Source organism: Ruegeria haliotis (assembly GCF_013377785.1).
In the GTDB taxonomy this organism is placed as follows: domain Bacteria; phylum Pseudomonadota; class Alphaproteobacteria; order Rhodobacterales; family Rhodobacteraceae; genus Ruegeria; species Ruegeria haliotis.
The window spans coordinates 904,468-918,105 of the sequence record NZ_JABXWT010000001.1 but is presented as its reverse complement, the minus strand read 5'-3'; the positions used below and the strand labels follow the sequence as shown (position 1 = coordinate 918,105).

General features: G+C 57.4%; 13 protein-coding genes. 4 read left to right on the top strand and 9 right to left on the bottom strand.

Going from position 1 to position 13,638, the window contains the following annotated elements:
• Positions 1-86: 86 nt before the first annotated feature.
• A complete protein-coding gene (locus tag HW561_RS04525) occupies positions 87-986 on the top strand; it encodes a MurR/RpiR family transcriptional regulator (protein WP_176862065.1) in 900 nt (299 codons plus the stop codon).
• Between the two features lie 36 nt (positions 987-1,022).
• On the opposite strand, the gene HW561_RS04520 is transcribed toward HW561_RS04525, so the two are convergent.
• The 5 genes from HW561_RS04520 to HW561_RS04500 form a co-directional block, all read right to left on the bottom strand.
• Positions 1,023-1,814 carry an FAD binding domain-containing protein gene (locus HW561_RS04520; protein ID WP_176862063.1) on the bottom strand — a complete coding sequence of 264 codons (792 nt, stop codon included), beginning with the start codon at positions 1,812-1,814 and terminating at the stop codon, positions 1,023-1,025.
• Positions 1,815-1,906: 92 nt separating this feature from the next.
• Positions 1,907-4,267, bottom strand: coding sequence for a xanthine dehydrogenase family protein molybdopterin-binding subunit (locus tag HW561_RS04515; protein ID WP_176862061.1), 2,361 nt, complete (start codon positions 4,265-4,267; stop codon positions 1,907-1,909).
• A gap of 81 nt (positions 4,268-4,348) precedes the next feature.
• Positions 4,349-4,834, bottom strand: coding sequence for a (2Fe-2S)-binding protein (locus HW561_RS04510; protein ID WP_176862059.1), 486 nt, complete (start codon positions 4,832-4,834; stop codon positions 4,349-4,351).
• Between the two features lie 151 nt (positions 4,835-4,985).
• The gene (locus tag HW561_RS04505) at positions 4,986-5,987 is read right to left on the bottom strand and encodes a molybdopterin-binding protein (protein WP_176862057.1); all 1,002 of its coding nucleotides are present in this window, start codon (positions 5,985-5,987) and stop codon (positions 4,986-4,988) included.
• On the bottom strand, positions 5,984-6,952 hold the full coding sequence (locus HW561_RS04500) for an XdhC family protein (RefSeq protein ID WP_176862055.1): 969 nt from the start codon (positions 6,950-6,952) through the stop codon (positions 5,984-5,986). Before HW561_RS04500 ends, HW561_RS04505 begins: the two co-directional genes overlap by 4 nt.
• 235 nt (positions 6,953-7,187) lie before the next feature.
• Here HW561_RS04500 and HW561_RS04495 point away from each other — a divergent pair, with 235 nt between their 5' ends.
• Positions 7,188-7,688: a hypothetical protein gene (locus tag HW561_RS04495; protein WP_176862054.1), complete on the top strand. Its 501-nt coding sequence runs from the start codon at positions 7,188-7,190 to the stop codon at positions 7,686-7,688.
• A gap of 3 nt (positions 7,689-7,691) precedes the next feature.
• Here the strand turns inward: HW561_RS04495 and HW561_RS04490 are convergent, their stop codons facing one another.
• Complete coding sequence (locus HW561_RS04490) at positions 7,692-8,948, bottom strand: vWA domain-containing protein (RefSeq protein ID WP_176862052.1); 1,257 nt, start codon at positions 8,946-8,948, stop codon at positions 7,692-7,694.
• A gap of 58 nt (positions 8,949-9,006) precedes the next feature.
• Positions 9,007-9,915 (bottom strand): AAA family ATPase, encoded by a 909-nt coding sequence (locus tag HW561_RS04485; protein WP_176862050.1) that lies wholly within the window; start codon positions 9,913-9,915, stop codon positions 9,007-9,009.
• A gap of 132 nt (positions 9,916-10,047) precedes the next feature.
• Here HW561_RS04485 and pyrC point away from each other — a divergent pair, with 132 nt between their 5' ends.
• The gene (gene pyrC / locus HW561_RS04480; RefSeq protein WP_176862048.1) at positions 10,048-11,085 is read left to right on the top strand and encodes a dihydroorotase; all 1,038 of its coding nucleotides are present in this window, start codon (positions 10,048-10,050) and stop codon (positions 11,083-11,085) included.
• On the opposite strand, the gene HW561_RS04475 is transcribed toward pyrC, so the two are convergent.
• Positions 11,082-12,377, bottom strand: a complete 1,296-nt coding sequence (locus tag HW561_RS04475; RefSeq protein ID WP_176862046.1) for an MmgE/PrpD family protein — start codon at positions 12,375-12,377, stop codon at positions 11,082-11,084. The genes pyrC and HW561_RS04475 overlap by 4 nt on opposite strands.
• 37 nt (positions 12,378-12,414) lie before the next feature.
• Positions 12,415-12,861, bottom strand: coding sequence for a type II toxin-antitoxin system RatA family toxin (locus HW561_RS04470; RefSeq protein WP_176862044.1), 447 nt, complete (start codon positions 12,859-12,861; stop codon positions 12,415-12,417).
• Between the two features lie 72 nt (positions 12,862-12,933).
• Here HW561_RS04470 and hpt point away from each other — a divergent pair, with 72 nt between their 5' ends.
• Positions 12,934-13,476: a hypoxanthine phosphoribosyltransferase gene (hpt, locus tag HW561_RS04465; RefSeq protein WP_176862042.1), complete on the top strand. Its 543-nt coding sequence runs from the start codon at positions 12,934-12,936 to the stop codon at positions 13,474-13,476.
• Positions 13,477-13,638 lie beyond the last annotated feature (162 nt).

The following is a 13,638-nucleotide window of genomic DNA, read 5'->3' as shown; positions in this document are numbered from 1 at the left end:
AGCATTCTCCTGCGAACCATGCCGATCTATCCAGTGCAGAGCCGTTTTCAACTTGCTAAATACAAAACATATGTTTTTCTTTTGTAATGATTGAGACACCAAGCCAGATTATCGACCGTTTGCGTCGCGACATCGACGGGATGCCCGCCCAACTTCAGGCCGCCGCCAAATACGTCATCGACCATCCGGGCGATTTCGGCATCAACCCCATTCGGGTCACGGCAGAGAGTATCGGCATCAGCTCGAACGTTCTGGTCCGGTTGGCCCAGCGTCTGGGATTTGACGGGTTTGAGGCGTTCCGGCGCCCATTTCGGCAGGCGTTGGTTACAGATGGAGAGGATCGTCTCAGCCGAGATTGGTTGACGCGACTGCGCGGCGGAGATGAATTCAGCGCAGCGCAGGCCGACTATGCGCAGAACGAACTGAATGTGGTCACGCGGTCTTTGCGCCTCATGAACCCAGAAAAACTACGGCAGGCGACCGAGATCATCCTTGCCTCTCGACGCTGCTTTGTAACCGCGACCCGGGCCAGCTATGGCCTTGCCTATTACTTTCACTATGCGGGACGTATGGCCCATCCGGGATTGCACTTGATTCCTCGACATATGGGGTCGGCAATTGACGATCTGTTAGATGCTGATGAAGGAGATTGCCTGCTCGCCATGACCGTCCGCCCTTATTCCTCAGACACGATCCGGTCGATGCGCTTTGCCCGCGACAAGGGCGCGCGGATCATTCTGATTTCCGACAGCGATGTTATTGCTCCGGGGATTCAGGCCGATGTTACCTTTCAGATCAGCACACGATCCATGCATCACTTTTCCAGCTTCTCCGGCGCGATGGCCGTTCTGGAGTGCCTGCTGGGTCATCTCTTCGCGGCAGGTGCCGAGGATGCGCGCCGGCGCGTCGAAGAGTATCAGAAAGCGCGTGAAGACACCGGGGCATATTGGCAACCGTCCAAATCGCCCAGACTACGCCGCAAATGAAAAGCCCCGACACTTGGCCGGGGCTTTGACTAGTGATTACAGCGTAGCTTCAACAGCGCGTTTCGTCATCACGCCAACCAGATGGGCGCGATACGCTTTGCTGCCATGCAGATCACCGATCATATTCATCGGATTGATCTGCAGATCCATCAACGCATCCGGACGGAACTCTTTGGTCAACGCCTGCTCTGCCTCAGACCAGCGAAACACTCCATCTTCGCTCGCACCAGTCACGGCGACGCGGACACCATCCGAGAAGCGCGCCAGATACACACCGACCAACGCAAAGCGCGAGGCCGGCTGCAGGAACTTCTGATAGCTGGCCGCCAGTGGCACCGGGAAACGGACCGAAGTGATGATCTCACCTTCCTCCAGGGCGGTCGTAAACATACCCTGAAAAAAATCATCCGCCCCGATCTGACGTTTGTCGGTGACAATAGTCGCGCCCGATCCCAAAGCACCTGCCGGGTAGCAGGCCGCCGGATCATTATTGGCGATCGAACCGCCAATTGTACCGCGATTGCGCACCGCCGGGTCCCCAATCTGACCAGCCAATGCCGCCAATGCGGGATAGCTGCTGGCCGCTTCATGCGCCACTGTTGCGTGTGTCGTCGCTCCACCAATGGCGACCGAGCCGTCATCTTCGATACAGACACCTTGCAATTCAGCGATCCCGCTGAGTGAGACAAGGCTCGACGGTGCTGCCAGTCGCTGTTTCAACGTCGGGATCAGGGTTTGCCCACCTCCCAGCGCCTGCGCATCCTCAACCCCAAGCGCGGCAACAGCGTCCGCTATGGTCGAGGGTTTTTCGAACTCGAAATTATACATTTCGCTCTTCCTTTCCGAAAGGCTGCAATCCGCCCTTCATCTTTTTGGAAATACTCCGGGGGTTTGGGGGCAGAACCCCCATCCACTTCAATTTACCCATTCATCGCCGCCCAGACACGGGATGGGCTAACCGGCATATCGATATGATCGATCGCCTTTCCACCCGAATTCAGCGCATCCAAAACTGCATTGACAACAGCCGGGGGTGAGCCGATAGCCCCGGCTTCACCACACCCCTTCACACCCAAAGGATTGTGGGTACAGGGTGTCTGGCTGGAATGATCAACGCTATAGAACGGCACATCGTCGGCGCGCGGCATTGCGTAATCCATGAAGGACGCGCTCAGCAGCTGGCCGTTCTCGTCATAGGCGCAGTTCTCCAACAACGCCTGACCGATGCCTTGACCAATACCGCCATGGACCTGACCGTCTACGATCATCGGGTTGACGATGTTGCCAAAGTCATCCGCCGCCGTAAACTTTTCGATGGTGACCTGACCAGTATCCGGGTCAACCTCGACCTCACAGGCATAGGCGCCCGCCGGGAAAGTAAAGTTCGCCGGATCATAGAAAGCGGTCTCCTCCAGCCCCGGCTCAACTTCCAACGGATAGTTGTGAGGCACATAGGCCGTCAGGGTTACATCACCCCAAGCCACGGATTTGTCGGTGCCCGCAACGCTGAACTGGCCGTCCTTTAACTCGATATCGGCCTCAGAGGCCTCAAGCAGATGCGCGGCGATCTTCTTGGCCTTGTCGATCACCTTTTCAGTCGCCTTGACCATAGCCGAGCCACAGACGGCAAGCGAGCGCGAGCCATAAGTGCCCATGCCAAACGGGATTTTCGAGGTATCGCCATGCACAATCTCAATCATCGACTCGTCGATGCCGATCATATCAGCCACAACTTGTGGAAAGGCCGTTTCATGCCCCTGCCCGTGGCTGTGCGCCCCGACCATGACACTGATCGAGCCGGTGGCGTTCACTCGAACTGTTGCCGCATCATAAAGACCCGCACGAGCCCCCAACATGCCGACGATGTTCGAGGGCGCGATCCCACAAGCCTCAATATAGCAGTTGATGCCCAGACCACGCAGCTTGCCATTGGCTTCGCTGGCTGAACGGCGCGCAGCAAATCCCGCTAGGTCAGCCGCGGATTCAAGCTTATCCATCGTTCCGTTGTAATCGCCGGTGTCATAGGTCAGCGCCACAGGCGTATCGTAAGGGAACTCGGTGACGAAATTCTGCCGTCTCAGTACAATCGGATCGACACCCAGTTCACGCGCGGCTTTGTCCACGACGCGTTCAAGCTGATAGGTTGCCTCGGGGCGACCCGCGCCACGATAGGCATCCACCGGCACCGTGTTGGTGAACATCGCCTTGACGTTCACCTGGATAACCGGCGTCTTGTAGTTGCCCGCCATCAGCGTGCCGTGCAGCCAGGTCGGAACCGAGCTGGAGAAAGTTGACAGATATGCACCCAGATTGGCGTAGGTATTGGTGCGCAAACCGACAAAATTGCTATCCGCATCCAACGCCAGCTCGATCGTGCTGACATGGTCGCGGCCATGAGCGTCGGACATGAACGCCTCGGAGCGGCTGGCCGACCATTTGACGGGTCGGTTGCAAGCTTTGGCGGCGAAGGTGCAGAACGCCTCTTCGGCATAGTGGAAGATCTTGGTGCCAAAGCCACCACCCACATCGGGGGCTACGACGCGGACCTTATGCTCGGGCAAGCCCAACACAAAGGCACACATCAGCAGACGGATTACATGCGGGTTCTGTGAGGTGGTATAGAGCGTATAGTCTTCGGTCCCCCGACTATATTCAGCCACGGCCACGCGCGGTTCCATCGGGTTCGCGACTAGACGGTTGTTCACCAGATCCAACGTGGTCACATGTGCCGCATTGGCAAAGACCTCGTTGACCTTGGCGTCGTCCGCCTCACCCAGCTGCCAGTCATAGCAGATGTTGTTTTTCAAATCGTCATGCACCAGCGTAGACCCGTCCTGCGCGGCAGCCTTCATGTTCATCACCGCGGGCAGTTCTTCAATGTCTACATCTATCGCCTCGGCCGCATCTCGGGCCTGTTCCAGGCTGTCGGCCACAACGGCCGCGATGGGATCACCCACATGTCGAACCTTACCCTGCGCCAGAATGGGGTGCGCCGGTTCTTGCATGGGCGCGCCGTGCTTGTCGGTCACTTCCCAGCCGCAGGGTATCCCTCCCACGCCTTCAAAATCCTTGCCGGTGAAAACCTTGACCACGCCCGGCATGCCTTCAGCCGCCGAGGTGTCGATGCTCTTGATCCGGCCGTGCGCGATGTCGGACCGCAGGAAATGCACATAGGCCTGACCATGTACGTTGATGTCGTCGGTGTAATTACCTGCTCCGGTCAGAAAGCGCACGTCTTCACGGCGCTTGGAACTGGCTCCGATGCCACTGTCTTTGGGCATAGCTTGTTCTCCTCCCATAAACGGGTACGAATGCGCACCCTTTCTTTTCCCACGGGCGTCTCCCTTACGCCCGCAGTGGCATTATTCAGCAGCGATGCTGCTGGCGTCTTGACCGGATGCGGCCATGATCGACTTGACGATGTTGTGATAGCCAGTGCAGCGGCACAGGTTGCCTTCAAGGTATTTGCGGATTTCCGCTTCGGTCGGACGCGGGTTGTCTTTCAACAGCGCTGCCGTACTCATCACCATACCCGGTGTGCAGAACCCGCATTGCAATCCGTGATGATCCTGAAAGGCCTGCTGGATCACATTCAGCGAGCCATCCTCATTGGCCTGCCCCTCGATCGTGCCAACATCAGACCCGTCTGCTTCAAGGGCCAACATGTTGCAGGATTTGACCGCTTCACCATTCACATGCACCACGCAGGCACCGCATTGTGCGGTATCACATCCGACATGTGTACCTGTCAGCGACAGGTGTTCACGCAGAAAGCTGGACAGTAATGTCCGGCCCTCGACATCACCGCTCACGGACTTTCCGTTCACGGTCATTGAGACCTGTGTCATAAGTTCCTCCCATTTCGTATTTTTGCTTACGCCGAGTTAAGCACGGGAATTTTCGTTTGAGAACAAAAATCTTTGCCGATTTTTCAGGCCAGCAAGAGCGTAAGAGACACGATTTAAAGCACCTCAGGGCAACGGCAAAACTGCCGTTGCGTCATTTCTTTCTCTGCGCACGGGGCTGCGGCCGTGTCGGGATCTCCTTGAGCAATCCGCCAACACCCATTGCCGCGATATCTACCGCGGTCGTTTCGATCCCGCATGCGACCCGAGACAAAACCCAATCCGCGCCATTCAACGCAGGAGATCGCGCGCACCCCGGTAAACCGATCACCGGGCGATCTTCAAGCGCGCCCAAAAACAGAAGGTTCCCCGGATCAACGGGCATTCCGAACCGGTCCACTGTTCCACCTGCCACGCGGACCGCCGAAGGTGCCACATCGTCAACATCCGAGGTGGCCGATCCGGTCAGGATCATCGTCAGGTCTCCGCGTACACTCGCGATGACGGCTGCAAGCGCTTCCGTATCATGTGGCACGATCTGTACATCGCAGAGCTCCATGCCAAGCGCCTCGACCCTGCCCCGCATAGCCGCAATTCCTTTTTCGTTCGGCGGCCCGCCGGGAATATCCGTCACGATCAACCCAGCCTTGCGATGCACGGGCCGAACAAGTCGGATAGCGCCCCGCGCCAGATCTGCGGCCCGCAACACGTCAGTTTTCGGAACGGCATAGGAAATGACCTTGATCGTTGCCACCATCCCCGCAGCCCCCATCTGCTGGTACTGAGGAACCGTGGCGACAGTAATCATCGGGTTAACCTGATTGAACCGCTCAAGGGCGGTGACATTCAGCACCGCCACACCCGGCCCATCTGCCAACAGATTCACCCGTCCGGTGAAGGCCTCGGTCACGCGCAGATTGGCATCCGAGGCATCGGAGGCCAGCGCCGTGGCCAACATCCGGGCCGCTTCGTCCTCGTGACAATCGCCGGGCTCCATCTGCGCCACGATGACATCGGCAAAGCCGGCTTCGGCCAGCTGAGTCGCATGTTCCGGCAGAAGGACCATCCCCTTTCGCAGTTTGCGGTCACCAACCGTGACGGAATGAGCCAGGATCGCACCGCTTACATCGGCGACCGGGACCGGGCCGAATTTCACGCCTTGCCCCGCAACACTGCGGTCATCTGCGCAAGGATCGCAACTGCAATCTCGGACGGATCTGATGCGCCGATATCCAAACCTACGGGCCCATGAATTCGCGCGATCTGAGCCTCCGTGAATCCCGAACTCTTCATCCTTTCAACCCGCTTGGCATGGGTTCGGGTCGATCCAAGGGCGCCGATATAAAACACACCGGCATTCAGTGCTGCCTGCAGCGCAGGGTCGTCCAGCTTGGGGTCATGGGTCAGCAAAACCACTGCGGTGCGTGTATCCAATCCCAATTTGGCCACTGCTTCATCCGGCCAATCTGTAAGAATCTTCTCACCGGGAAACCGGGCATTGGATGCGAAAGCATCACGCGGATCAACAATTGCCGGATCATAACCCGCAATCCGCGCCATCGGCACCAAGGCTTGCGCGATGTGAACAGCCCCTACGACAATCAATCGCAGTGGAGGGTTGTGCACAGCCACAAAAGTTTTGCCGTCTTCTTCAAACCCTGATCGATCCATGCGCAGTCTGTCGCGATAAGCATTACGACGCAACGCACGATGACCGGTATCGATATTAACCTCATAGGCCAGAGGCGCGCGCGCGGCGCGTGTCGCAACCAACTCGGCCAGCATTGCTTCGGGTAGGACTTTGCCAACAGGTTCCACAAGGACTCGGATGGTTCCGCCACAGGCCAAGCCTACGGCAAACGCGTCATCGTCGCTTACCCCAAACTCCAGCAATCTGGCTTCACCTTCATCGATGGCTTCCAGCGCCTCGACAATCACCGCGCCTTCGACGCAACCACCCGAAACCGACCCTTCGATCTGGCCGTCCCCGCCAATAACCAGCTGGGCACCTACGCGACGCGGCGCGCTTCCCCAGGTTTCGACAACAGTAGCAAGGGCGGCGCCGCGCCCATTGCGAAACCAATCCAATGCTGTCTCAGGACTCTTGCTGAATCGAACCATCGAACCCTCCCGGCAAACTCCGATCCAACATAGGGAGCTTTGACGCAATGAAAAGCCAGCTGCCAAACCACATCAGCAAATCTGGATGTTTAGCTATTAGAACAGGGCGGCAATCGGCTTGTCTCACATTCATAAAAGCAAAGGATTGATTGTCTCTGGTCATGGTTCTAGCCTGCGCTTGCAGCCGGCAATCGGCCGGATGCGCGCATTGAAATTTTCAAATTGGAGACAAAAATTGAAACGCATTCTTACACTGGGAGCGGCAATCGGTCTTCTGACCTCGGCTGCCGCATGGGCTGATACATTCGAACGTTATGGTGAGGTCGAGGGCTGGAAGGTTTTCATCGACAACGAAAAGAAATCCTGCCTGATTGAGGCCGTCGACGATGCGGAAAACGTCGTTCAGATGGGCCTGACCGAGGATCGCGGCGTGGGTTATGTCGGCGTTTTCACCAAAGCCAAAACTGACATCAAGCGCGGCGAGACAGAGGCTGTCGCCATCCTTCTGGGTGACAACATTTATCTTGGCGAAGCAACCGGCATGAAGGGCAACATCACCAAGGGTTATTCCGGTGGGTACGTCTTGTCAGATGATCCTCAATTCGCGGATGATCTGGCCAAGCAAAAAGTAATGGTCGTTTTCCCGGAAAAGGAATTTGCCTTCACAGTCGATCTGACCGGCACCTATAAAGCCATGGAAATGGCACGCGAGTGCAACGAAAAGCAGCTTGGGTAAACCTCAGGCAGAAAGCGCGGACATAAGCCGCGCTTTCTCACCCACGTCATCGGGTTGTGAGATGACAGCGGCCAGATCTTCCAGCGACGCAATCGAATGACCGGCCCGAAAACTGTCCACATGCGGCAACATCGCTGCGATTCCCTGCGCCTTTGGCGCAAAACCATCCCACCGCAGCAACGGGTTGAGCCAGATCAGGCGATGCGAAGACAGGTGCAGGCGTTCCATCTCTTTTGCCAGCGTATCGGGTTCACCCCGGTCCAGACCATCCGAGATCAATAGCACCATTGCACCCTGCCCCATGACACGACGCGACCAGTCGCGATTGAAGCTGTGCAGGCATTCGCCAATTCTGGTGCCGCCTTCCCAATCCTCCGCCTCGGCGCCGGCGGCGGCCAAGGCGGCGTCTACATCGCGCTGCTGCAGGTGGCGGGTGATGTTGGTGAGCCGGGTTCCAAAGGTAAACGCATGCACCTTGGCCCATCCCGCGCCCTTTGCATTCGAAACCGTGTGTAGAAAGTGCAGGATGATACGGCTGTATTGACTCATTGAGCCGGAGATATCACAGAGGACCACCAGATTGGGCCAGCGCGGTTTGGGTTTCATCCGGGCGATATCGCGCAACTCCCCCCCTTGTCGCATCGCTGCGCGCAAGGTGCGCGCCCGGTCTATACGATGACCGAGATGACTGGCCTGCCCCCGGCGGGACTTGATGGGTTTGACCGGCAAACTCAGACGCGCCAACAGTCGCTTGGCCTGCGCGATTTCTGCGGTGCTCATCTGTTCGAAATCCAGACTGCGCAAACGCTCCTCGGATGATGCGGTTTGTGAGGCGTCGATGTCTAGTTCAGTCTCGCCTTCTTCCTCGGAAGCTTCAGGCAAGTCACGTTCAACGCCGTCCAACAAGGCCTCGGCCGCCCGCTTTTCGCCGGCCTCGGCCTTGCGATCCTCTTGCACCCCGCGAATGGCAGGCAGCATCATGGCCATCATATGCTCCAGATACCGCGGATCACGCCAATACAGACGGAAGATTTGTGCAAACACTGTGCGATGTTCGGGGCGGTTTACGAAACACGCGTGCAGCGTCCAGTAGAAATCCTGTTTCCGGGTAAAGCCTGCGGCCTCAACAGCCCGAATTGCATCAACGACCCGGCCTGTACCGATAGGCAACCCAGCCTTTCGCAACGCCCGGGCAAAATGCGTGATGTTTTGCGCCAGCTTCGGTTTCTCGGGGATATCCAGTGTGAGCTGTTCCGCCATCACACCTCATGGGGGCGCTGCCCCCACACCCCCGGAGTATTTTTGAAAAGATGAAGCATCACGCCGGTTCGAGTGAGGCATTGGCCTGATCCAGGATGCGTTTGGCTTCGGATCCCTGGAGTTTTTGGATGTCGTCCTGATACTTCAGGATCGCGCCCAGAGTGTCCCCGATCACTTCGGGACTGAGGTTGATCACGTCCAGCGCCAGCAGACATTTGGCCCAGTCGATGGTTTCTGCTACGCCCGGTTTCTTGAACAGATCCTCGGTGCGCAGGTGCTGGACAAACGCCACAATCTCACGGCTCAGGGTCTCGGCTGCTTCCGGAGCCCGCGCATTCAGGATTTCAATCTCGCGGTCGAAATCGGGGTAGTCGACCCAGTGATACAGGCAACGACGTTTCAGTGCGTCATGCACTTCTCGTGTGCGGTTCGATGTCACGATTACGATCGGAGGCTCGGGCGCTTTCACCGTTCCCAGTTCAGGGATCGTGACCTGAAAATCGCTGAGCGCCTCGAGCAAAAAAGCCTCGAACGGCTCATCCGTGCGGTCCAATTCATCAATCAATAAAACCGGCGCGCCGTTTTCGTCAGGCCGCATGGCCTGCAGCAAGGGGCGTTCGATCAGGTAGTCATCTGAGAACAACTCGGACTGCAATGTATTGCGATCGGCGCCTCCCGACGCCTCCGCCGTTCGGATCGCAACCATCTGCGCCGGAAAATTCCATTCATAAACCGCAGAGGAGGCATCTAAACCTTCGTAGCATTGCAAACGGATCAGACGACGCCCCAAACCGGCTGCCAGAGCCTTGGCAATTTCGGTCTTACCAACCCCGGCCTCACCTTCCAGAAACAAGGGACGACCCAGTTTCAATGCAAGGAAAACAACAGTCGCAAGCGCCCTGCCGCAGACATAGCCCTGCGCGCCGAGCGTCTCCTGAACGGCATCGATGGAATGGGGGTGGTGCATGTATTTTCTCCTTGGGCCTAACAGGTCATGGGCCGGGGGCTGCGTCAAGCCCATGGTCTTTCTCGATTTACGGCGATCTCGCCAGCCGACAAGGGCTTTCACGATGGTGACCTCTGTGCTAGCGGAGGCACCATGACCGATAGCATCACGATCCGCCGCCCCGACGACTGGCACCTTCATCTGCGCGATGGCGCGATGTTGCAGGCCGTCCTGCCCGAAACCGCGCGCCATTTTGCCCGTGCGATCATCATGCCGAACCTGGTACCGCCGGTTGTGACCGGGGCGCAGGCCACCGCTTATCGCGACCGCATCATGGCCGCGTTGCCTGCCGGAATGACGTTTGAGCCGCTGATGACGCTGTATCTGACCGAAGATACCGACCCCGAGGATATGACAACCGCACATGCCAGCGGTTTGATCAAGGCCGTAAAGCTGTACCCGGCAGGTGCGACGACAAACTCTGCCTCTGGTGTACGGGACTTTGACAAGGTACGCCCCGCGCTGGAAAAGATGGCCGAGATCGGCCTGCCGCTGTGTGTACATGGCGAGGTCACAGAATCAGAGATCGATATCTTTGACCGCGAAGCCGTGTTCATTGATCGTGTTCTGGATCCAATCCGCAAAGCAACGCCGGGCCTGCGTGTGGTGATGGAGCATATCACGACCAAGAATGGCGTTGAGTATGTCAAAGCAAACGCTACCGATCTGGGTGCAACGATCACGACCCACCATTTGATCATCAACCGCAATCACATTCTGGTTGGCGGGATCAAGCCGCACTATTATTGCCTGCCCGTCGCCAAGCGCGAGGAGCATCGTCTGGCACTGCTGGCCGCTGCAACCTCGGGTGATCCACGTTTTTTCCTGGGCACTGACAGTGCGCCGCATACGGATGGCAATAAGGAAATGGCCTGTGGCTGTGCTGGGTGCTTTACTGCGACGAACACAATGTCTCTGCTGGCAGAGATGTTCGAACGTGAAGGTGCCTTAGGCAAGTTAGAATCATTCGCGTCGCTGAATGGCCCGGCCTTTTATGGCTTGCCGGTGAACGAAGACACGCTGACCCTGACCAAAGGGGGCCCGGTCACATACCCGGCCAAGATCGAAACCGGCGATGGTCCGGTCACAGTGTTTGACCCCGGATTCCCGCTGCATTGGCGCGTGGATTAATCCACCAGTCGGTTGGCAAGGTCGCGGGCGCGGCCTCCGGTGCGTAGCATCGACCAGATCGCGTCCGCCTCATCCCTGCCGATCAACTTGGCGGCCTTGCCGCGCACCCGATCCTCGCGATCCGCAAGCGACATGGGGGCCAGCAAATCGTGGAGGGATTCCCGCCGGACGCCATCGCGGCGCAGCAGCGACAGATGCGCCTGAGTTTCTGAAAGAGTGTCATCAGCCTCGACCGTGATGCGGTCTCGCAGAGATTGGATCCGCGGGTTGGCACAGGTTTTCTTGGAATAACTATCGGGTAGTGCCGTATCATACCCCAATGACTGCATTGCGATGACAGTGCGGTATGAGAACTTGGCCCCCAAACCGGATGTCGGGGACATCTGGTTGCAGACGCTCATCCAGCGTGGATGTGTTCTGATCTTGATTTCAGCCACTTCGGGTTCGGCAATATCCATTTCCCGTGCGGCCTCCAGCGCCGCATGAAGCCCATGGCAGCATGCGTGGAACTTATGACTGACGGCTTCGAATAACCAATCCTCTCCAAGACCGTCCAGAGCCGTCTTCAGGTCTGCTACCCCCTGATGAGTCGCGCCAAAGCCATATTGACCTTCGAGGACATCAGCGTTTGCCTCAAACCCGCGCTGCACCAGCAATGCAGCCTCCAGCCCTGCCGAGGCCGCAAGGCCCGCATTGTAAGGTTTACCCATGGTCCCAAACTGCGCCTTCATGCCCGCGGCACGCGTTGCCGTCAGGCCCAGTACGTTCCGCATCTGATCTGTATCGAACCCGAATACTCGCCCAGCTGCAACGGCGGCGCCAAAGGCACCCGACGTGGCGGTTTGATGAAATCCGGCCTGATAATGCGCGCGTCCCAACCACAGCCCTATACGAATGGATACCTCCATCCCGACAAGTGCAGCCTCGAGAAAGTCTACCAAGATACGATCATCCCATTCGGTGACCGCGAGCGCTGCAGGCATGACGGCCACGGATGGATGACCGATATGGGCGAAATGCGTGTCGTCATAGTCCAGAGCATGAGATACGGTGCCATTCACAAGCGCTGCCGCGCGAAGCGGTGCAGCACCTCCGCCAAACAGATGCGCCTGAGCGGCACCGTTTTCCGCCAACACCATGTCCCGAATAACATTCGAGACAGGTTCTGTGGCCCCGGCCCTGCCCACTGCAACCCAATCAAGCACAGACAAAGAGGTGACAATCCGCGTCTGCGCGGACGTCGTTACGGGGCTTGCGGCAAAGGCGGCCAGCGAATGGGTCAGATCATTCATGGGCGCAGTCTAACGCGCGCTAACTAATGGTAAAGGCTTAGCTATGAAGATCTGCCGCGCGGTTTTCGAATGCTCGTACGATCCGCTGCATGGCCTCGTTAAACACCACGCCGATGATGCCCTGTAAAATGGCGTTTTTGAATTCGAAATCGACGTGGAATGAGATGTTGCAGCCGCCATCCGGTGCGTCTTCGAACTGCCAATCGGATTTCATGTATTTGAACGGGCCGTCCAGATATTCAGTGTCAATTCTCTTTTGATCCGGGAATAAGGTCACCCGGCTGCCAAACCGCTCGCGGAAAACCTTGAACGAGATGACCAGATCAGCCTCCATCACCTCGGCCTCGCCGACCTCGTAGGTCTTTCGAATACGCGCTGCCGCACACCAGGGTAGAAATTCCGGGTACTTGGCCACGTCAGCGACAAGATCATACATTTGCTGAGCGGTGTATGGCAGGTGACGTGTTTCCGAATGGATAGGCATGGCGTCCGGCATTAACTGGTGACAATGGCGCGTCATGTCGTATGTTGCGCGCCAAAGATCAAGGGGGCAGCGATGAGCGACCGCGCATATGTGATAGATGAGATGATCTCGGCCAAGGCGATCGCCGCCAGGATCGAGGAGCTTTGTCGCAAAATTACCGACGAATTCGGGGACACCGACAAGCTGGTCGTTGTGGGCCTGTTGCGCGGAAGTTTCGTGTTCATTGCCGATCTCGTGCGCGAGCTGGATCTGCCGATTGAAGTCGATTTTCTTGAGGCGTCCTCTTACGGCGACTCGATGGAAAGCAGCCGGGAAGTACGTATTCTCAAAGATTTAAGAGGCGCAATTGAAGGACGTGATGTGCTGGTTGTCGAAGACATCGTCGATACGGGCCACACCCTGAACCATGTCACCAACTTGTTGGTTAGCCGCAAGCCTAAACGCCTGAAATCCATCGCCTTACTGGACAAACCAAGCCGTCGCGAGGTTGATTTCCGGTCAGATTGGATTGGCTTTGAAATTCCGGACGAGTTTGTCGTGGGTTACGGGATCGATTATGCTCAGCGTAACCGCAACCTGCCCTTTATCGGCAAGGTCAGATTCACCGAGGCTTAGATGAACCCGCGCCATTTCCTGCGCATGTCCCAATGGGCCAGAAACCCGCCCTCGAAACGGCGGATACAGCTTGTTTTTGCGGTTATATTGCTGTGTCTGCTGATTTTTGGGGTAGAATACATGGGATGGTGGCCCGATTGGGCGACAGGAGAATGGACTCGC